The organism is Flavicella sp. IMCC45668, assembly GCF_057219105.1.
The window spans coordinates 112,777-130,867 of record NZ_CM170114.1; the positions used below are offsets into that span (position 1 = coordinate 112,777).

Here is an 18,091-nt window from a genome sequence, read left to right on the forward strand (position 1 = left end):
TGTTTTTTATCAGAATGATTAATTAACCTTAGATTTATAATCATAGAACTACCAAAGTTTTAAAACTTTTGATTTAAGTGTCTAGTTTTGAGTCAAATCACAGTTTGTAAAGAAAAAAATGATAGCTATATAGTTTTTAAAATAAAAATAACTAGTGGATGAAATTATTTAGAAGGTTTGTATTTTGATTTAGAAAGTATATGCTGTGCATCTAATTTTAGTAAGTTTTTTAAGGAAGCGTTATTATTTTGCATATAGGAGGAAACAATTTTATAGCCAATATAGGTTCCTATTTTCCCAGGAGAATCTTTGTCGGATTCTAAATAAAATTTTGAAAAAGGGGCATTATCTATAAATCTTTTATTTAAACTTCGATCGGTGCTATATAGCATGTCATGAGAAATGAAATATTTCCATACTTCAGCTTCATTTTCTTCAGCCCACTTAAATTTTTCTTTTGTAACCCCCTGAATTAAGTAAAATTCTTTATTCGGTAAAAAAAGACTTTTAAGATAAAGTCTTTTACCAAAGTATACCATTGATTCTAAAAAGCTCCTTTTTCTAATAATGTTGAATTGCTGATTAATTATTTTATCAGAAATATCTATAGTGATTCTCTCTTTAGAAAAATTTTGGGAGATATAATTAGGAAAAGAATTGTATACCTCTGAATCATTACCAAGATACATATCTAAAGATATAAACATTAAAGTATCTGCGTATATAACGGCATTTTCATAATCAATATTATTTATTAATGTGATTGTTTTCGGGGCCTTAAAATTAGGCTCATAATATTCGACATGTTTGTATAAGTTCAAAATTTCAGTGTTGAGTGTTGTTGGGTTAGGGAAAACACTATCAACGAGCTGGAATAAAAATTTTTCTTCAGAATTATTGATTTTTTTTATCCATACACTATCGGGTACCGATTTGGGGAACAGATAGGGGAATTGGTTTTTTAAATCCGTTAGTTTGTTAGGTTCACAGTTGAAAAATTTATGATGGAATGGAACAAAGTCAAATGTTATTTTTGAGTTTGAAATGCGTCTTTCTTGTTCGCTTTTATGATGACAACTAAATAACGATAGTATTATTAGAACAGAGAAAAGATAAGTTTTTAACATCGAATTTTATATAAAGAGATAAAAGAGAAGTAAAACTGCCATTTATAAGGGTTTTCTCTCTATATTATTGTTTACTTTTGTGCTATCAAAAATACTAAAAATAGAAATACTATGAATTCTGAAAAAGTTGCAAATCATATTATTAATTGGTTAAAGGATTACGCAGTAAAAGCGGGAGTTAAAGGTTATGTTGTAGGTGTTTCAGGAGGAATTGATTCGGCGGTAACCTCTACTTTATGTGCGAAAACCGGATTGCCATTAGTATGTGTTGAAATGCCAATTCATCAAGACATCAGTCAGGTAACAAGAGCGGAAGAACATATAAATAATTTAAAACAAAAATTCACAAATGTGACTAGTGTTAAAACTGATTTGACAGAATCATTTGAAACATTTCAATCTGCGATGCCAGCATCAGATGATGGTCCATTGAAAGATTTGACTTTAGCGAATACGCGAGCACGTTTACGAATGACTTCGTTGTATTATATAGCAGGAATTAATTCTGCGTTAGTTGCTGGTACAGGTAATAAAGTAGAAGATTTCGGAGTTGGTTTTTATACAAAATATGGAGACGGAGGAGTTGACGTTAGTCCTATTGCGGATTTAGTGAAATCTGAAGTATTTGCCTTAGGAGCATATTTAGAAGTGCCTGGAGCTATTCAAAATGCAGCTCCAACAGATGGTTTGTTTGGTGATAGTAGAACAGATGAAGATCAATTAGGGGCTTCTTATGACGAGTTAGAACTCGCAATGGAACAACAGGAAAATGGAATTAGTTTAGACGAGTTAAAAGGAAGAGAAAAAGAGGTATTTGCAATTTATTCTAAGTTAAATAGGAATAATCAACATAAAATGAATCCGATTCCTGTTTGTGAAATAGGAGAGGAGTTAAAGAAGTGATGTCATTGATTCTCTTTTTAAAGGGTGTCGTTTTTAATTACTATTTTTACAAAAAAGCAACTGATTGGATTTTATAGACTTTACTTTTCTAGATTTTTTAGATATTACATTGGTAGGAGTCCTATTGTATTACGTATACAAACTTTTAAAAAGGACTGTAGCGATAAATATATTTATAGGAATTACAATAGTGTTTCTGATTTATAAGGTAACACAGGCCTTAAAAATGGAGATGTTAAGTAGTATTTTGGAAGTTTTAGTTGGTGGTGGTGCTATTGCAATGCTTATAATATTTCATCCAGAATTAAGAAAGTTTTTACTGATGTTGGGCTCTGCGAACATTGGGTCAAAAAGAAGTTTTATAAATCAATTAAAATTTTTAAAAACTGAAATCAGTTCAGAGGTAGATGTGGAAGCAATAGTGGCAGCATGTCGTAAGATGTCGAAATCAAAAACGGGGGCACTTATTGTGATAGAGAGAAATAACAGTTTGGATTTTGTTAAGGAACGAGGTGATTATATGAACGCTGAAATTAATGTTCCTTTGTTAGAGAGTATTTTTTATAAAAATAGTCCACTTCATGATGGTGCTACAATTATCAATGAGAATTTTGTAGTGGCAACAAGAGTTGTTTTGCCTTTATCGGATAAAAGTATTCCAAGTAGGTTTGGATTGCGTCATAGAGCTGCAATCGGGATCACGGAACGAACTGATTGTATCTGTATCGCAGTGTCAGAGGAAACAGGAAAAATATCCTTGATAAAGGATGGTGAATTTGAGCTTTTTGAATCTAAAGAAGATTTGATTGATAAAATTAAACAACACTTAGATTAGACTAATTGCTCGTGACTTCTTGATTAGAATCACTAAATTGTTTTTCGAATAAATTTCGATAATATCCTTCGCTATTTTTTAGTAATTCCTTGTGGCTCCCGATTTCTACAATATTACCTTTATCCATTACAATTATTTTATCAGCTTTCTGAATCGTTGCTAATCTATGGGCAATTATAATAGAAGTTCTGTCCTTTGTAATTTTATCAGTGGCAAATTGAATCATTTTTTCTGAGTGAGAATCAACAGAAGATGTTGCTTCATCGAGAATTAGGACCGATGGATTACTGACATAAGCACGTAAAAAAGAAATCAATTGACGTTGACCAGAGGATAGCATATTTCCCCTTTCTTTTACATTAAATTCGTAGCCATTTGGTAAACTCTCAATAAAATCATTGATTCCTATTTGTTTGGCAGCCTCAGTTACTTGCGACATAGAAATTTCTTTGTTTTCTAACGTAATATTATTTAGGATTGTATCAGAAAATAAAAAGACATCTTGTAAAACTATGGCAACATGGTCTCTAAGACTTTTAAGTTTGAAATCTTTAATGTTTATAGAATCTATGCAAATAGTACCGGAATCAATTTCGTAAAATCTGTTTAATAAGTTGATAATGGTTGATTTTCCGGCACCGGTAGCCCCTACAATGGCAATGGTTTCTCCTGCCTCTACAGTCATAGAAATTCCCTTAAGAACTTCTTCACCTTTTACATAACTAAATCGAACTTCTTTGAATTCAATTTTACCATCTAGTTTTTCAATTTCAATTTTTCCTTCTTTAGAAACAGACTCTTGCGTATCCATGATTTCAAAAACACGATTACCAGCAACCATTCCCATTTGTAGTGTCGTAAATTTATCAGCAATTTGTCTTAAAGGTCTGTATAGCATTTCTACCATCATGATGAAACCCATGATTTCACCAAGGGTAACACTACCATCTAACGCTAAATTCAAACCACCATACCAAACGAGCAAACCTACCGCAACTGAAGAAAGAATTTCTGCAATTGGGAAAAAGATAGAAAAGTACCAAACTGTTTTTACATGCGCTTTTTTATGGGCTTCATTTATTTCTTTGAATTTGTCGTATTCAATTTTTTCTCGACTGAAAAGTTGAACGATTTGCATTCCTGTAACTCTTTCTTGAACGAATCCGTTAAGATTTGCGACTTGGGTTCTTACTTGTTGAAATGCTACTTTTATAGCAGCCTGAAAAACTTTTGTAGCGTATATAATAATGGGAAGAACCGCAAAAGAAATCAAAGCCAACTGATAGTTTTTATAAAGCATAAAACCGGCGATGACTACCATTTTTAACAAATCACTAATAATCATGAACAAACCTTGACCAAAAAATTGAGCAATCGTTTCTACATCAGAAACCACTCTAGTAACCATTTGTCCCACAGAAGATTTATCAAAATAGGACATTTTAAATTTTAGGACATGTTCAAAAAGTTTTACACGAATGTCCTTGATAATATGTTGTCCAAGCCAGTTTGCAATATAAATAAATGTAAGATGAAGTAATACCTCAGTGATTAAAACCGAAAGTATAATCAAAGCGTAATTTAGCAAGCCTTGTGGATCTTTACCTTTAATATAAGTATCTACTGTTTCAATAATTAAATAAGGCCTAAGCGCTGCAATTAGGGCAAGGGAAATAGCGGTGATACATGAGATCACAAAATGAACCCTATATTTTTTAGCAAAGCCCATAAGACGGTAAAAAATATTGAAATCAAAAACGTTATTTTTTTTGCTTTTATCCATGTTTGATGTCTTGTGGGTAAGTGATTTGAGTAAGTGATAATCCTTGAGCAGGAGCGCTAGTTCCAGCTTTAGATCGATCTTCGCTTTCAATAATTTCTTTTATGGCTGCTACTTTCATTTTACCCTGTCCGATAGCAACTAATGTTCCTACGATGGCACGAACCATATTTCTTAAAAATCGATCTGCTGATATATAAAAAACAAGGGATTTTCCATCTTGAATCCATTTCGCATGAGAGATACTACAATTATATGTTTGCACATCTGTTTTTGATTTAGAAAAACACTTGAAATTAGTATAATTCTTTAAAATCTCTGCTGCTTCGTTCATTTTTGAAACATCAAGTTCAGATCTGAAAAACTGCCATGTGGTATCTAATAAAAAAGGATCTCTACCCAAATGAATTTTATATTCATAACTACGTTGTGTGGCGTGGAATCTGGTATGTGCCTCTTCTTTTACTTGGAAAATATCATGAATAACTATATCATCTGGTAATACAGCGTTCAATTTATAGAGATGTTTGGTGTTTGAGAGTTGTGTTTCACAATCTAAATGCACGAACATTTGCGAGGCATGTACACCTGTATCTGTTCTACCAGCACCCATTACTTGAATAGGGGTTCCAAGTATCGTAGAAAAGGCAAAATTCACTTTTTCTTGCACTGTAATTACATTGGGTTGAATTTGCCAACCATGGTAATTTTTTCCTAAATAAGAAAGCTCAACGAAATACCTCAAGTTTAAATAATTTTGAAAGGCAAATATAAGGATTCCATTCATGAATATAGGGAATTTAGAAGCCTAAGAAATGACGGATTAAAAGATTTTATTGTTAAATAACTTTAAATGTGATAGTTGTAAAAAAGCTTGGTTTTTTCTTGAAAAAACGTTGCAGAAAATGAAAATTGAACGTATTTTTGCAGCGGCAAGTCCTACACAACTAGCTCCTTTGGAATCCCCCAGGGTGGGAACACAGCAAGGGTACAAGGTTGTAGCAGTGTGATGTAGGTAGCTTGCCATTTTTTGTGCTCTAAACTTTCTTTTTCTGGAGCTACAGCTATTGAAATATTATGGCCAAATTATCATTAAATTTATCTTTTCATTGCAAATTCTATTTGGATTTATACTAAATTTGATCACAGTATTAATTAATACAGATTAAATATGAAATTTTTTATAGATACAGCTAATTTAGAACAAATTAAAGAAGCTGAAGCCTTAGGGGTTTTAGATGGAGTTACTACAAATCCATCCTTAATGGCGAAAGAAGGGATTACTGGACAAGAGAATCAGTTGCAACATTATTTAGATATTTGTGAAGCAGTTGAAGGAGATGTCTCTGCAGAAGTTATTTCTACAGATTTTGACGGAATGGTAAAAGAAGGTGAAGCATTAGCCGCATTACATCCTCAAATTGTAGTGAAACTACCTATGATTAAGGATGGAGTTAAGGCATGTAAATATTTTTCTTCAAAAGGTATTCGTACGAATGTAACCTTAGTTTTTTCTGCGGGGCAAGCTTTGTTGGCAGCAAAAGCTGGAGCAACTTATGTTTCTCCTTTTATTGGGCGTTTGGATGATATATCAACTGATGGTATGGGGTTGATTGAAGAAATTCGTCATATCTACGACAATTATGGTTTTAAAACGGAAATACTTGCAGCTTCTGTAAGGCATACGATGCACATTATGAATTGTGCGAAAATAGGAGCTGATGTAATGACAGGACCATTAAGTGCAATTGAAGGATTGTTAAAACACCCATTAACGGATAGTGGATTGGCAAAATTTTTAGAAGATTACGCGAAAGGTAATTAAGCTTACTAGAGTAAAATAAAGTAAAGGCGAACCAAGGTTCTTTTTAGTTTGCTTTTATTTGTAAAACTAAAAAACCTCAAACGTTAGTTTGAGGTTTTTCTATATAAGTAAGAGATTAAATAATTTATTTTACTTTATCAACGATAGCCTTAAAAGCTTCTGGGTTGTTCATCGCTAAATCAGCTAAAACCTTACGGTTTAAGTCGATGTTGTTAGCTTTAACTTTTCCCATAAACTGAGAGTAAGACATTCCGTGTTGACGAGCTCCAGCGTTGATACGTTGAATCCACAATGAACGGAAATTTCTTTTGTTATTTTTACGGTCACGGTAAGCATAGCTCATCGCTTTTTCTACCGCATTCTTTGCTACTGTATAAACGTTTTTACGACGTCCGAAGTAACCTTTTGCTGCCTTCAAGATTTTTTTTCTTCTTTTTCTTGAGGCTACTGAATTTACTGATCTTGGCATAATTTCAATGTTTTTTTGTAGTAAGGCGGCAACTAGTTGCTCTTAAATTAGCCCACTCCAAGGTTAATAATAATTACCTATTGACTTAAAAAATTATTTTAAGTTCAATTGTTGTTTAATGTTAGCTTCATCAGATTTGTGTACCAAACCATCATGAGTTAACTTTAATTTACGCTTTTTAGATTTTTTTGTCAAAATGTGACTCTTAAAAGCATGCTTTCTTTTTAATTTTCCAGTTCCAGTTACTTTGAATCTCTTCTTAGCACTAGATTTAGTTTTCATCTTAGGCATATCTCCTTAGTTTTATATATTCTTACTTATATATATTGTTTGATTTTTTTATTTCTTTTTTGGAGCAATAAACATAATCATTCTCTTTCCTTCTAATCTTGGCATTTGTTCTACTTTTCCGTACTCTTCTAATTCTTGAGCAAGTCTTAAAAGTAAAATCTGACCTTGGTCTTTAAAGATGATTGAACGTCCTTTAAAGAATACAAACGTTTTTAATTTAGCTCCCTCTTTAAGGAATTTAATCGCATGTTTCTTTTTGAACTCATAATCATGTTCATCCGTTTGAGGACCAAACCTTATTTCTTTCACAACTACTTTTGTTGCTTTAGATTTAAGTGCTTTTTCTCTCTTTTTTTGTTCGTACAAGAATTTCTTATAATCAATAATTTTACAAACAGGAGGAACTGCTTTTGGTGAAATCTCCACCAAATCTAATTCTTGCTCACGAGCAAGATCTAATGCCTTTCTAATTGGGTAAACACCAACTTCGATGTTTTCACCTACCAAACGTACTTCTTCAACATCTCTAATACGGCTGTTGATTCTGTGTTGGTCTTCGTTTTGAACTCTCCATGGTTTTCTAGGAGATCTGTTTCTACGTATTGCTATAACTTTATAATTTTAGCCTGATTGCTCAGGGGTTAATTAAAATTGTACTAATGTACTATTTACTTCTTTTTGTATTAATTCTATAAAATCATCGATAGCAAAGGTTCCTAAATCCCCTTCACCATGTTTTCTTACAGAAACCGTTCCTTCATTTTCTTCTTTTTCACCTACGATAATCATGTAAGGTACCTTGCTGATTTCTGCATCTCTAATTTTTCTTCCCGTTTTTTCACTTCGAGAATCAATTAGGGCGCGAATTTCGGAATTTTCTAGCAGTTCTGAAACCTTTTTCGCATATTTTTGATATTTATCACTGATTGGCAGAATCATAACTTGCTCTGGCATTAACCAAAGTGGGAAGTTTCCTCCTGTGTGTTCTAGTAAAACAGCGATAAAACGCTCCATAGATCCGAATGGTGCTCTATGAATCATTACAGGTCTATGTGATTCGTTATCAGATCCTTTATATGATAATTCAAAACGCTCTGGTAAGTTGTAATCTACTTGAATGGTACCAAGTTGCCAACTTCTACCTAAAGCATCTTTCACCATAAAGTCTAATTTTGGACCATAAAAGGCAGCTTCACCATATTCTACAACAGTACTTAATCCTTTTTCATTCGCAGCATTGATGATCGCCTGTTCCGCTTTTTCCCAGTTTTCGTCAGATCCAATATATTTTTCAGTGTTTTCTTTATCTCTTAAAGAGACTTGAGCAGTAAAATCTTCAAAACCAAGAGCTTTAAACACATATAAAACTAAGTCAATTACATCTTTAAACTCTTGATCTAATTGATCTGGAGTACAAAAAATATGTGCATCATCTTGCGTAAAACAACGAACACGGGTCATACCATGCAATTCTCCGCTTTGTTCATATCTATAAACGGTTCCAAATTCTGCAAATCTTTTTGGTAAATCTTTGTAAGAATAAGGTTTGTAGTTATACACTTCACAGTGATGTGGACAGTTCATTGGTTTTAGTAAAAACTCTTCGTCCATTTTTGGTGTTTTGATAGGTTGAAAGCTATCTTCACCGTATTTTTCATAGTGACCAGAAGTCACGTATAACTCTTTTTGTCCGATATGTGGTGTCATCACCATTTCATATCCGGCTTTTTGTTGTGCTTTTTTTAAGAAGTCTTCTAAGCGAGTTCTTAATGCTGCTCCTTTAGGTAACCATAATGGCAAACCTTGTCCAACTTTCTGAGAAAAAGTAAATAATTCTAATTCTTTACCTAATTTCCTGTGATCACGTTGCTTCGCAAGTTCTAATACCTCCAAATATTCTGTAAGTAATTTGGCTTTAGGAAAAGATATTCCATAGATACGTGTTAACTGAGGATTTTTTTCATCACCTCTCCAATAGGCACCAGCAGCACTCATTACTTTTACAGCTTTGATAATTCCTGTGTTAGGAATATGTCCACCACGGCAAAGATCTGTAAAGTCGTCATGGTCGCAGAAGGTAATATCTCCATCTGTTAAATTCTCAATAAGTTCTATTTTAAAAGGATTTCCTTCTTCTTTATATTTTGCTAAGGCGTCTGCTTTAGAAACTTCACGCAATGTAAATTCATGTTTTCCTCTAGCAAGTTCAATAAATTTTTTCTCGATTTTAGGGAAATCATTTTCAGATACTTTATGATCACCAAAGTCAATATCATAATAGAATCCATTTTCAATAGCAGGACCAATGGTCAGTTTTACACCTGGATATAATTTTTGAATTGCCTGTGCCAATACATGGGCAGAAGAATGCCAAAATGCTTTTTTCCCTTCAGGCTGATCAAAAGTGAATAATGTTAAATTACCGTCGGTGGTTAATGGGGTTTTGGTTTCAACGGTGGTTCCATTAAAACTTGCAGAAATTACATTTCTAGCCAAACCATGGCTTATGCTCATAGCAACATCCATTGCTGTGCTATTTTTTGCGTATTCTCTTACGCTCCCATCAGGTAAAGTAATATTAATCATGAATTGTATTTTAAGTGTGCAAAGATATTAGAAAACTATGTCATGACAAATTAAATTTCATTATTAATATATGGAGCAAGTGCATTGTTTTTTTAGTAAAATCGGAGTGAAATCTTAGAGCAATTATCCATAATAAATTATCTTTACGGCTTATAAAAATAAATAATGGGGTTAGTATTAAAAAAACCGATTGTCTTTTTTGATTTGGAGACAACTGGAATCAATATTGCAAAGGATAGAATTGTTGAGATTTCTATTTTAAAAGTATTTCCAAATGGAACTAAAGAGAGTAAAACATGGTTAGTGAATCCAGAAATGGAAATACCAAAAGAGACTTCTGAAATTCATGGGATTACTAATGAGAAAATTGCTAATGAGCCTACATTTAAACAATTAGCTAAAGATGTTGAGAAGATGATTAAGGGCTGTGATCTTGCAGGTTTTAATTCTAATAGATTTGATATTCCATTGTTAGCAGAAGAAATGTTAAGAGTTGGAATAGATTTTGATATGAACAACAGGGTGGCTATTGATGTACAAGTTATCTTTCATAAAAAAGAACAAAGAACTTTGAGTGCAGGCTATCAATTTTATTGTGATAAAGAATTAGAAAATGCACATTCTGCAGAGGCAGATACTTTAGCAACGTATGAAATATTATTGGCTCAAATAGAGAAATATGAAGATATTGGAAATGACGTAAAAAGTTTAAGCGAATATTCTTCTCATAATAAAAGAGCCGATTTTGCTGGTTTTTTAATGTTTGACAAAGAAGGATTAGAGACATTTTCTTTCGGGAAATACAAGGGGAGGAAAGTGTTAGAGGTATTTGAAGAGAACCCAGGATATTATGCATGGATTCAGAATGCAGATTTTCCACTTTACACTAAGAAAGTGTTGACACAGATTAAATTAAGAAGTTTGAATACAAAAAGATAAAAAATATGTTTGTAGCGTATAATACATTACCCGATTCTGCAAGAGTGTGGGTCTATCAGTCAGATAGAAAATTAAAAAAGAATGAATTAGAAATTATAGAAAATGAAGCTGTTGCTTTTATTGAGAATTGGACGCGTCACGGGGATCAATTGAAAGGAAGTTTTACAGTGCTCTATGATCAGTTTTTAGTATTGGCAATAGATGAATCATATGCAAATGCTTCAGGTTGTTCTATTGATTCTTCAGTTCGTTTTGTAAAGGATATTGAAAGTCAATTATCTGTAGATTTGATGAATAAATTGAATATTTCTTTTAAAGATGGTGAAAATATCAATATCGTTAGCTTATCAGATTTTCAGGATTATGCCAAAGAAAATAAGATAACCGAAGAAACAATAGTTTTTAATAATATGGTGCAAACAAAAGCTGAGATCTCAAATAAATGGGAGGTTTTTGCGAAAGATAGTTGGCATCAAAGATTTTTAAATTAAACATATTCAATACAGGACTGTTTTATATGAAGCTAAAATTTATTTTTTTTTACTGTTGTGGACTTTTTTTAAGTTATGCACAACAGCTTGATCCGTTATTGACAAAAGATTCTGAAGCACAGCGTATATGGGTGGAGAAAAAGATGAACTCTATGTCTTTAGATGAAAAAATTGGCCAATTATTCATGATTCAAGCCTATTCTAATAAAGATTTAAAACATAGAAAATTTATTGAGTCGGAGATAAAAAAATATCATATTGGTGGTTTAATTTTTATGCAAGGAACTCCTGAAAAACAGGCAGAACTAAATAATTATTATCAAGCGAAATCTAAAATACCTTTATTAATTGGGTTTGATGGTGAATGGGGATTGGATATGCGTTTGAAAAAGACATTTCGTTATCCTTGGAACATGACTTTGGGTGCTATTCAAAATGATCAATTGATTGAGCAGTTTGGTGAGCGATTAGGAGTTCATTGTAAACGATTAGGAATTCATATTAATTTTGCTCCTGTTGTTGATATCAATACGAATCCAGAAAATCCTATTATTGGAAATCGTTCTTTTGGAGAAGATAAATACAATGTAACAAGAAAAGCTTCCGCTTTTATAAAAGGGATGCAAGGCGAACGTGTATTGGCAAATGCGAAACATTTTCCTGGACATGGAGATACGGCTTCAGATTCTCATAAAACGTTGCCTCAATTACTTTTTGATATAAATAGATTAGAATCCGTAGAGTTATATCCTTACACTAAAATTTTTGACACAGGATTATCTAGTGTCATGGTAGCGCATTTAAGCGTACCTGCATTAGAACCGAATCCTGAGATTCCAACTTCTATTTCATATAAGGTTATTACAAATTTATTGAAAGAAAAGATGGGGTTTAATGGGTTGATTTTTACAGATGCTTTGAATATGAAAGGTGCCGCTAATTATGCCAAACCTGGAGATATTGATTTGGCTGCATTTATGGCTGGAAATGACATGCTATTGATTCCAGAAAATGTTGGAGCGGCAGTAAAGAAAATTAAAAGAGCCCTAAATACAGGGCAGATTACTAATCAAAGACTAGATTATTCTGTAAAAAAGATATTGAAAGCAAAATATTGGGCAGGTTTAAATGAATACAAACCGGTGGCTTTAGAAAATTTAAATGAAGATTTAAATACTGTTCAAGATTCTTTGTTGCATGCTAAGTTGGTTGAAAATTCTATAACTTTATTGAAAAACGATAAAGGAATCTTTCCGATAAAGGATTTAGAAAGTGCTGAGATAGCTTATGTCAAGTTGGGAGATGGACCCAATGAGCATTTTATTAAAATGCTTAAAAAGTACACCCATATTACAGAAGTGAAGTATGATGAACAAGGAACTTATTTAGAAGAATTAAAAAAATATTCAAGGGTAATTGTTGGGTATCATAAATCAAATAGCAATCCTTGGAAAAGTTTTAAATTTTTGAATAAAGAATTAGTTGAACTAGATAAGATAGCAGCGCAAAATGAGATCTTGTTGAGTGTGTTCTCAAGTCCTTACGCGCTGTTGGAGGTATATTCTTTTGAAAATATAGAATCTGTTCTTGTAGGATATCAAAACAGTATTTATGCTCAAGAAATAGCAGCTCAAATGATATTTGGCGCCATGGAAACTCGTGGAAAGTTACCAGTATCTATTGGAAGTGTTTTTAAAGTAGGTTCAGGGAAGAAATCTACTAACCTGATGAGATTGACCTATGGAAAACCTGAGTCTGTGGGTATGCAAGGTCCTTCATTTTCTAAAGTTGATAGTTTGATTCAGTATGCAATTGATGAAAAAATGACTCCAGGTGCACAAATTTTAGTTGCAAGATATGGAAAAGTGATTTACCAGAAGAGTTACGGTTATCATACCTATGAGAAGCGTAAGCCTGTATTGGATACCGATATCTATGATTTAGCCTCTTTGACTAAAATTCTTGGAGGAGTACCACTCATCATGAAAGGAGAAGAAGACGGAATGTTTGCTTTAGAGGATCAATTGGGTGATATATTACCTGAATACGCAGGAAGTAATAAGGATACTTTGACAGTAAAGGAAATGTTTTCACATACAGCAAGGTTGAAAGCATGGATTCCATTTTACCTAGAAACGTTAGATAGTGTAACGCATACTCCTTTACCGAAATATTATAGTAGTAGTCCAAATGGGGATTATTCTATTAAAGTTGCGGAAAACTTATTTTTAAGAACGGATTTCAAGGATAGCATATATGCGAATATTGTATCTGTTGAGCAACGTGAAAAACCAGGGTATAAATACAGTGGATTGCCATTTTATATTTTTAAAAAATATATGGAGGAAGAACTTGGTTTAGGGATGGATGAACTTTTGACAAAGGAGTTTTATGCACCCTTAGGGGCAGAGACTCTTAGGTTTAACGTACTTAATGAATTTGATAAAAATAGAATTATTCCCTCTGAGATAGATACTTATTTTAGGCATCAGGTATTGCAAGGAACGGTACATGATATGGGAGCAGCCATGATGGGAGGCGTGTCAGGAAATGCTGGTTTATTTGCAAATGCGAATGATGTGGCAAAAATGATGCAATTATTTTTGCAAAAAGGATATTATGGTGGACATCGATATTTCAAGTCAAAAACGATGGAGAAATTTAATACGAGGTATTATGAGCAGGATTCAGTTAGACGCGGATTAGGTTTTGATAAACCTCAATTGAATCCAGAAGTAAAAAACACCTGCGGTTGCGTGTCTGCTAATAGTTTTGGACATAGCGGATTTACGGGAACCTACGCTTGGGCAGATCCGGATACGGGACTGATGTATATTTTCTTGTCTAATAGAACTTATCCATCTATGGAGAATAATACGTTAGGAGAAGAGGATATTAGAACGAAAATTCAGCAATTTGTTGTGGATGCTATAATTGATTAGTTAGCTCTTATTCATTTACAAACGCAACCGAGTGACATGCTACTAATGCGGCAGTTTCAGTTCTGAGACGGCTGTTTCCTAAAGTAACAGGAGTATAATTGTTGTTTAGTGCAGTTTCTATTTCGGAAGGAGCGAAGTCCCCTTCAGGTCCAATTAAAATAGTAATATCTGTGTTTGGAGTGATTTCAGTTTTAAAAGATTTTTTCTCCTGTTCTTCGCAGTGCGCTATAAATAAATCTCCTGTTGGCTTAGTTGCAATAAATTGTTTGAAAGTGACTGCTTCATTTATTTTGGGTAAATGAAATTTTAAAGACTGCTTCATTCCCGATAAAACTATTTTTTCAAGTCTTTCTTTTTTTACAACTTTTCTTTCAGAGTGTTTGCAAATGATAGGTGTAATTTCATCAATTCCAATTTCTGTTGCCTTTTCTAAAAACCATTCTATACGATCATTCAATTTGGTGGGAGCAACTGCTATATGTAAATTATAATTCCATGCTTTCTCTTTTAGATCATAATTCAAAATGTTGACAACACATTTTTTATCACTGGCAACAGAGATCTCTCCGGTAAAAAGAATTCCTTTTCCATTTGTAATTTGAACTTTATCTCCTTCTGTTTTTCGAAGTACACGGATAATATGTCTACTTTCTGCTTTGTCAAAAGTGAATTGTTCTGAGGTGCCGTTCAAGTTTTTGTTGTAAAATAATTGCATAATTAAAAGCCTGATTGCGCGTCAATTCTACGCATTAATTCTTGTTGTTTTTCCTGTTTTTCTTTTAATAAGCGGGCTGCTTCTTTTTCTTTTTTCTCGAGTTTCTTTCTCTCTTTTTCAGCCTTTTTTAATGCTTTTTGTTTTTCTTTTTCGGCTTTTTCTAAAGCTTTTCTTTCTTCTTCAGCCTTCTTCTCCGCAGCAATTCTTTCTTTCTCTGCTTTCTCTTCTGCCAAACGTTTTTCTTCCTCAGCTTTCTTCTCCGCAGCAATTCTTTCTTTCTCTGCTTTCTCTTTTGCTAAACGTTTTTCTTCCGCGATTCTTTCTTCCTCAGCTTTCTTCTCCGCAGCAATTCTTTCTTTCTCTGCTTTCTCTTCTGCTAAACGTTTTTCTTCTGCGATTCTTTCTTTCTCTGCTTTCTCTTCTGTCAAACGTTTTTCTTCTGCAATTCTTTCTTTCTCTGCTTTCTCTTCTGCCAAACGTTTTTCTTCTGCGATTCTTTCTTCTTCAGCCTTCTTCTCCGCAGCAATTCTTTCTTTCTCTGCTTTCTCTTCTGCCAAACGTTTTTCTTCTGCGATTCTTTCTTCTTCAGCCTTCTTCTCTGCAGCAACTCTTTCTTTCTCTGCTTTCTCTTCTGCCAAACGTTTCTCTTCCGCGATTCTTTCTTGTTCAGCCTTCTTCTCTGCAGCAATTCTTTCTTTCTCTGCTTTCTCTTCTGCCAAACGTTTTTCTTCCGAGATTCTTTCTTCTTCAGCTTTGTTCTCCGCAGCAATTCTTTCTTTCTCCGCTTTTTCTTCAGCTAAACGTTTTTCTTCCGCGATTCTTTCTTCTTCAGCTTTGTTCTGCGCAGCAACTCTTTCTTTTTCTGCTTTTTCTTCAGCTAAACGTTTTTCTTCCGCGATTCTTTCTTCTTCAGCTTTGTTCTGCGCAGCAACTCTTTCTTTCTCTGCTTTCTCTTCTGCCAAACGTTTTTCTTCCGCGATTCTTTCTTCTTCAGCCTTTTTCTCCGCAGCAATTCTTTCTTTCTCCTCTTTTTCTTCAGCTAAACGTTTTTCTTCCGCGATTCTTTCTTCTTCAGCTTTGTTCTGCGCAGCAATTCTTTCTTTCTCCTCTTTTTCTTCAGCTAAACGTTTTTCTTCCGCGATTCTTTCTTCTTCAGCTTTGTTCTGCGCAGCAATTCTTTCTTTCTCCGCTTTTTCTTCAGCTAAACGTTTTTCTTCTGCAATCTTCGCGTCTTCAGCTTTGTTCTCAGCAGCAATTCTTTCATTCTCTGCTTTCTCTTCTGTCAAACGTTTTTCTTCTGCGATTCTTTCTTCTTCAGCTTTGTTCTCCGCAGCAACTCTTTCTTTCTCTGCTTTTTCTTCTGCCAAACGTTTTTCTTCCGCGATTCTTTCTTGTTCAGCTTTGTTCTCCGCAGCAATTCTTTCTTTCTCCGCTTTTTCTTCTGCTTTTCGAACTTTCTCCTCCGCCGCTAGACGGTCTTTTTCAGCTTTTTCTTTGGCTTTATTTTCTTTTGCTAATAATTTCTCTTGTTTTTTTCTCTCTTCTTCAAAAGTTTTCCCTGATTTAAAGTCTTCTATTTCCCGATTTAGTAACCTTCCTCGTTTAGGTTTTTTAGGTTCGGGTAATGGTTCTTCTTCTTCTTTAGGTTGGATTGCTTTCTCTTTTTTGGCTGTTCTTTCTCTTTTTTCTAGATGATTTTCTTTGGAAAGGAAAAGGTTTTGCGTGAAAATGCTAATGTCTGTTCCAACATTACTAAAGAAAGTGCCAATTGAGATTCCTGCAACAATAAAAAACTCCTTAGTGCTTTGCCCTGCACGTTTTATAAAACTTGGACCTTGTATGGTGTCTTTTGTAGCCTTTTTTATTTTTCTTGGTTTATCAATATGTTCATCTAATCTCCAAGAAAATCCAACCGAAGCCCCAGAACTGTTAAAATTGTTCCCAATATTACCATTTATAGAGGCATCAATTTGTAGATTTTTATTGACTAAGTAAACTACTCCCGATCTTAGGTCGAAGTTGTTTTGATAAATATTAAAAACATTTTTGCTTTCAGCAAAGAAAGACCAGTCTTTATTAGGACTATAGGTCCCTGCTACAATTATATTGTATATGTTAGTATCGTTAAAATCATTAAAAAATCTTCTTTCATAGGAGAAATTACTGGCGACAACCCAAGAGTTTTTTATATGATTCTGTAAGAGCAGGCCAACTTTAAAGTTACCACTAGGGTTTAAGGATGCTTTAATTGTATTGATATCTAAAAGAGATAGGGGATCGTCTAAAGTGATATTCGCATTTTCTGTAAAACGCGGATTCATACCCGCGTTAGCAGAAGCATTGATTGCAATGGAAGGTACAACCATCGACCAATGAAATCCGGTTCTTTTTTTCCAACTGCGTATTTCATGGTCACGGTTTTTTACTTTGGCATCTAAAATTAAATATTTGACACCACCGCCAAAAGTGGCACCTAAGCTACTGCCATAACCGTTGGTGCTTTTTGAAATAAGTTTATCTATCTCTTGTGTAAATTGAATATTGAATTCTAGTCTTTCAGATAGAACACCAAAACGTAATGTTTGATTAAAAATGTTTGATTTAAGAATAGTGTTTTGAGAAAAAACATCAGAGGATCCGTATTGATACCCTGCTTCTAACTGAGTTACACCTGTACCTATAGCGTAAGGAGTTTCAGCAAAACCTGGACGACTAGAGTTTATGACATCGGTATATTGGGAAAATGCCGTATAAGAGCATAAAAGCAATAAAAAGAGCCAGGCATTCTTAATCATTATTAGGTTGAAAATTTTTGTCAAATATAAGATTTTATGAATAGCAACGGTTCAGTTCCTCTTAAATTGTTATTTTTGAAAGAAATTATAGTTTTAATGATACAAGAAGCAGGTTTTATTACCTTTTTAAGAACCATAGCAATCATATTGTTAGTGATTTATGCTATGAAGTTTATAGCCAAATATGTGTTGCCTATCGTATTGAAAAAAGCGGTTGATAAGGCGCAAGAAAGAGCGCAACAGAGAAGTTCAGGTTTTACGAACGGACAGTCAGACGTGAAAGTAGGTGAAACTATTATTGATAAGAAGCCTCAAACTAACCGTACCAGTCAATCTAAAAATGTAGGGGATTATGTTGATTATGAAGAGGTTGAGTAGTTGTTTTTTGTTTTT

16 protein-coding genes and 1 other RNA gene are annotated in these 18,091 nt (G+C 33.6%); 8 read left to right on the top strand and 9 right to left on the bottom strand.

Annotation, left to right across the window (positions count from 1 at the left end; translation table 11 throughout):
• Positions 1-164 precede the first annotated feature (164 nt).
• A complete protein-coding gene (gene gldB, locus AC2DZ0_RS00550) occupies positions 165-1,127 on the bottom strand; it encodes a gliding motility lipoprotein GldB (RefSeq protein WP_484643007.1) in 963 nt (320 codons plus the stop codon).
• Positions 1,128-1,238: 111 nt separating this feature from the next.
• Here gldB and nadE point away from each other — a divergent pair, with 111 nt between their 5' ends.
• Positions 1,239-2,030 (top strand): NAD(+) synthase, encoded by a 792-nt coding sequence (nadE, locus tag AC2DZ0_RS00555; RefSeq protein WP_484643008.1) that lies wholly within the window; start codon positions 1,239-1,241, stop codon positions 2,028-2,030.
• Between the two features lie 64 nt (positions 2,031-2,094).
• Entirely contained in the window at positions 2,095-2,865 is a 771-nt protein-coding gene (gene cdaA / locus AC2DZ0_RS00560) for a diadenylate cyclase CdaA (RefSeq protein ID WP_484643009.1), read from the top strand.
• Position 2,866: 1 nt separating this feature from the next.
• Here cdaA and AC2DZ0_RS00565 read toward each other — a convergent pair whose 3' ends face one another.
• Positions 2,867-4,648 (bottom strand): ABC transporter ATP-binding protein, encoded by a 1,782-nt coding sequence (locus AC2DZ0_RS00565; protein ID WP_484643010.1) that lies wholly within the window; start codon positions 4,646-4,648, stop codon positions 2,867-2,869.
• Positions 4,641-5,390 (bottom strand): tRNA pseudouridine(38-40) synthase TruA, encoded by a 750-nt coding sequence (truA, locus tag AC2DZ0_RS00570; RefSeq protein WP_484643012.1) that lies wholly within the window; start codon positions 5,388-5,390, stop codon positions 4,641-4,643. The genes AC2DZ0_RS00565 and truA overlap by 8 nt, the downstream gene beginning before the upstream one ends.
• Before the next feature lie 185 nt (positions 5,391-5,575).
• Here truA and ffs point away from each other — a divergent pair.
• Positions 5,576-5,674: signal recognition particle sRNA small type (gene ffs / locus AC2DZ0_RS00575), an RNA gene on the top strand.
• Between the two features lie 142 nt (positions 5,675-5,816).
• Complete coding sequence (gene fsa / locus AC2DZ0_RS00580; protein WP_484491086.1) at positions 5,817-6,470, top strand: fructose-6-phosphate aldolase; 654 nt, start codon at positions 5,817-5,819, stop codon at positions 6,468-6,470.
• 124 nt (positions 6,471-6,594) lie between these two features.
• Here fsa and rplT read toward each other — a convergent pair whose 3' ends face one another.
• The 4 genes from rplT to thrS form a co-directional block, all read right to left on the bottom strand.
• Positions 6,595-6,939 (bottom strand): 50S ribosomal protein L20, encoded by a 345-nt coding sequence (gene rplT / locus AC2DZ0_RS00585; RefSeq protein WP_152286330.1) that lies wholly within the window; start codon positions 6,937-6,939, stop codon positions 6,595-6,597.
• A 93-nt stretch (positions 6,940-7,032) separates the two neighbouring features.
• Positions 7,033-7,230, bottom strand: a complete 198-nt coding sequence (gene rpmI / locus AC2DZ0_RS00590) for a 50S ribosomal protein L35 (protein ID WP_249983077.1) — start codon at positions 7,228-7,230, stop codon at positions 7,033-7,035.
• A gap of 48 nt (positions 7,231-7,278) precedes the next feature.
• Positions 7,279-7,833 carry a translation initiation factor IF-3 gene (infC, locus tag AC2DZ0_RS00595; protein ID WP_484492473.1) on the bottom strand — a complete coding sequence of 185 codons (555 nt, stop codon included), beginning with the start codon at positions 7,831-7,833 and terminating at the stop codon, positions 7,279-7,281.
• A 42-nt stretch (positions 7,834-7,875) separates the two neighbouring features.
• Entirely contained in the window at positions 7,876-9,816 is a 1,941-nt protein-coding gene (thrS, locus tag AC2DZ0_RS00600; RefSeq protein WP_484643014.1) for a threonine--tRNA ligase, read from the bottom strand.
• 165 nt (positions 9,817-9,981) lie between these two features.
• Here thrS and AC2DZ0_RS00605 point away from each other — a divergent pair, with 165 nt between their 5' ends.
• Genes AC2DZ0_RS00605 through AC2DZ0_RS00615 form a run of 3 tightly spaced genes read left to right on the top strand, consistent with a single transcriptional unit; the run spans position 9,982 to position 14,188 of the window.
• On the top strand, positions 9,982-10,755 hold the full coding sequence (locus tag AC2DZ0_RS00605; RefSeq protein WP_484643015.1) for an exonuclease domain-containing protein: 774 nt from the start codon (positions 9,982-9,984) through the stop codon (positions 10,753-10,755).
• 5 nt (positions 10,756-10,760) lie between these two features.
• The gene (locus AC2DZ0_RS00610) at positions 10,761-11,246 is read left to right on the top strand and encodes an ABC transporter ATPase (protein ID WP_484643017.1); all 486 of its coding nucleotides are present in this window, start codon (positions 10,761-10,763) and stop codon (positions 11,244-11,246) included.
• 26 nt (positions 11,247-11,272) lie between these two features.
• The gene (locus AC2DZ0_RS00615; RefSeq protein WP_484643019.1) at positions 11,273-14,188 is read left to right on the top strand and encodes a serine hydrolase domain-containing protein; all 2,916 of its coding nucleotides are present in this window, start codon (positions 11,273-11,275) and stop codon (positions 14,186-14,188) included.
• 7 nt (positions 14,189-14,195) lie between these two features.
• Here AC2DZ0_RS00615 and AC2DZ0_RS00620 read toward each other — a convergent pair whose 3' ends face one another.
• Positions 14,196-14,903, bottom strand: a complete 708-nt coding sequence (locus AC2DZ0_RS00620; protein WP_484643021.1) for a 16S rRNA (uracil(1498)-N(3))-methyltransferase — start codon at positions 14,901-14,903, stop codon at positions 14,196-14,198.
• A 2-nt stretch (positions 14,904-14,905) separates the two neighbouring features.
• Positions 14,906-17,698 (bottom strand): transporter, encoded by a 2,793-nt coding sequence (locus AC2DZ0_RS00625; RefSeq protein ID WP_484643022.1) that lies wholly within the window; start codon positions 17,696-17,698, stop codon positions 14,906-14,908.
• A gap of 75 nt (positions 17,699-17,773) precedes the next feature.
• Between AC2DZ0_RS00625 and AC2DZ0_RS00630 the strand changes: the two genes are divergently transcribed.
• Positions 17,774-18,076, top strand: a complete 303-nt coding sequence (locus AC2DZ0_RS00630; protein ID WP_484643023.1) for a DUF4834 family protein — start codon at positions 17,774-17,776, stop codon at positions 18,074-18,076.
• Positions 18,077-18,091 lie beyond the last annotated feature (15 nt).

Coding starts and splice junctions, on each gene's coding strand:
- AC2DZ0_RS00610 (WP_484643017.1), top strand. CDS start 10,761: ATGTTTGTAGCGTATAATACATTACCCGATTCTGCAAGAGTGTGGGTC.
- AC2DZ0_RS00565 (WP_484643010.1), bottom strand. CDS start 4,648: ATGGATAAAAGCAAAAAAAATAACGTTTTTGATTTCAATATTTTTTAC.
- fsa (WP_484491086.1), top strand. CDS start 5,817: ATGAAATTTTTTATAGATACAGCTAATTTAGAACAAATTAAAGAAGCT.
- rpmI (WP_249983077.1), bottom strand. CDS start 7,230: ATGCCTAAGATGAAAACTAAATCTAGTGCTAAGAAGAGATTCAAAGTA.
- AC2DZ0_RS00605 (WP_484643015.1), top strand. CDS start 9,982: ATGGGGTTAGTATTAAAAAAACCGATTGTCTTTTTTGATTTGGAGACA.
- gldB (WP_484643007.1), bottom strand. CDS start 1,127: ATGTTAAAAACTTATCTTTTCTCTGTTCTAATAATACTATCGTTATTT.
- AC2DZ0_RS00620 (WP_484643021.1), bottom strand. CDS start 14,903: ATGCAATTATTTTACAACAAAAACTTGAACGGCACCTCAGAACAATTC.
- AC2DZ0_RS00615 (WP_484643019.1), top strand. CDS start 11,273: ATGAAGCTAAAATTTATTTTTTTTTACTGTTGTGGACTTTTTTTAAGT.
- thrS (WP_484643014.1), bottom strand. CDS start 9,816: ATGATTAATATTACTTTACCTGATGGGAGCGTAAGAGAATACGCAAAA.
- rplT (WP_152286330.1), bottom strand. CDS start 6,939: ATGCCAAGATCAGTAAATTCAGTAGCCTCAAGAAAAAGAAGAAAAAAA.
- AC2DZ0_RS00625 (WP_484643022.1), bottom strand. CDS start 17,698: ATGATTAAGAATGCCTGGCTCTTTTTATTGCTTTTATGCTCTTATACG.
- nadE (WP_484643008.1), top strand. CDS start 1,239: ATGAATTCTGAAAAAGTTGCAAATCATATTATTAATTGGTTAAAGGAT.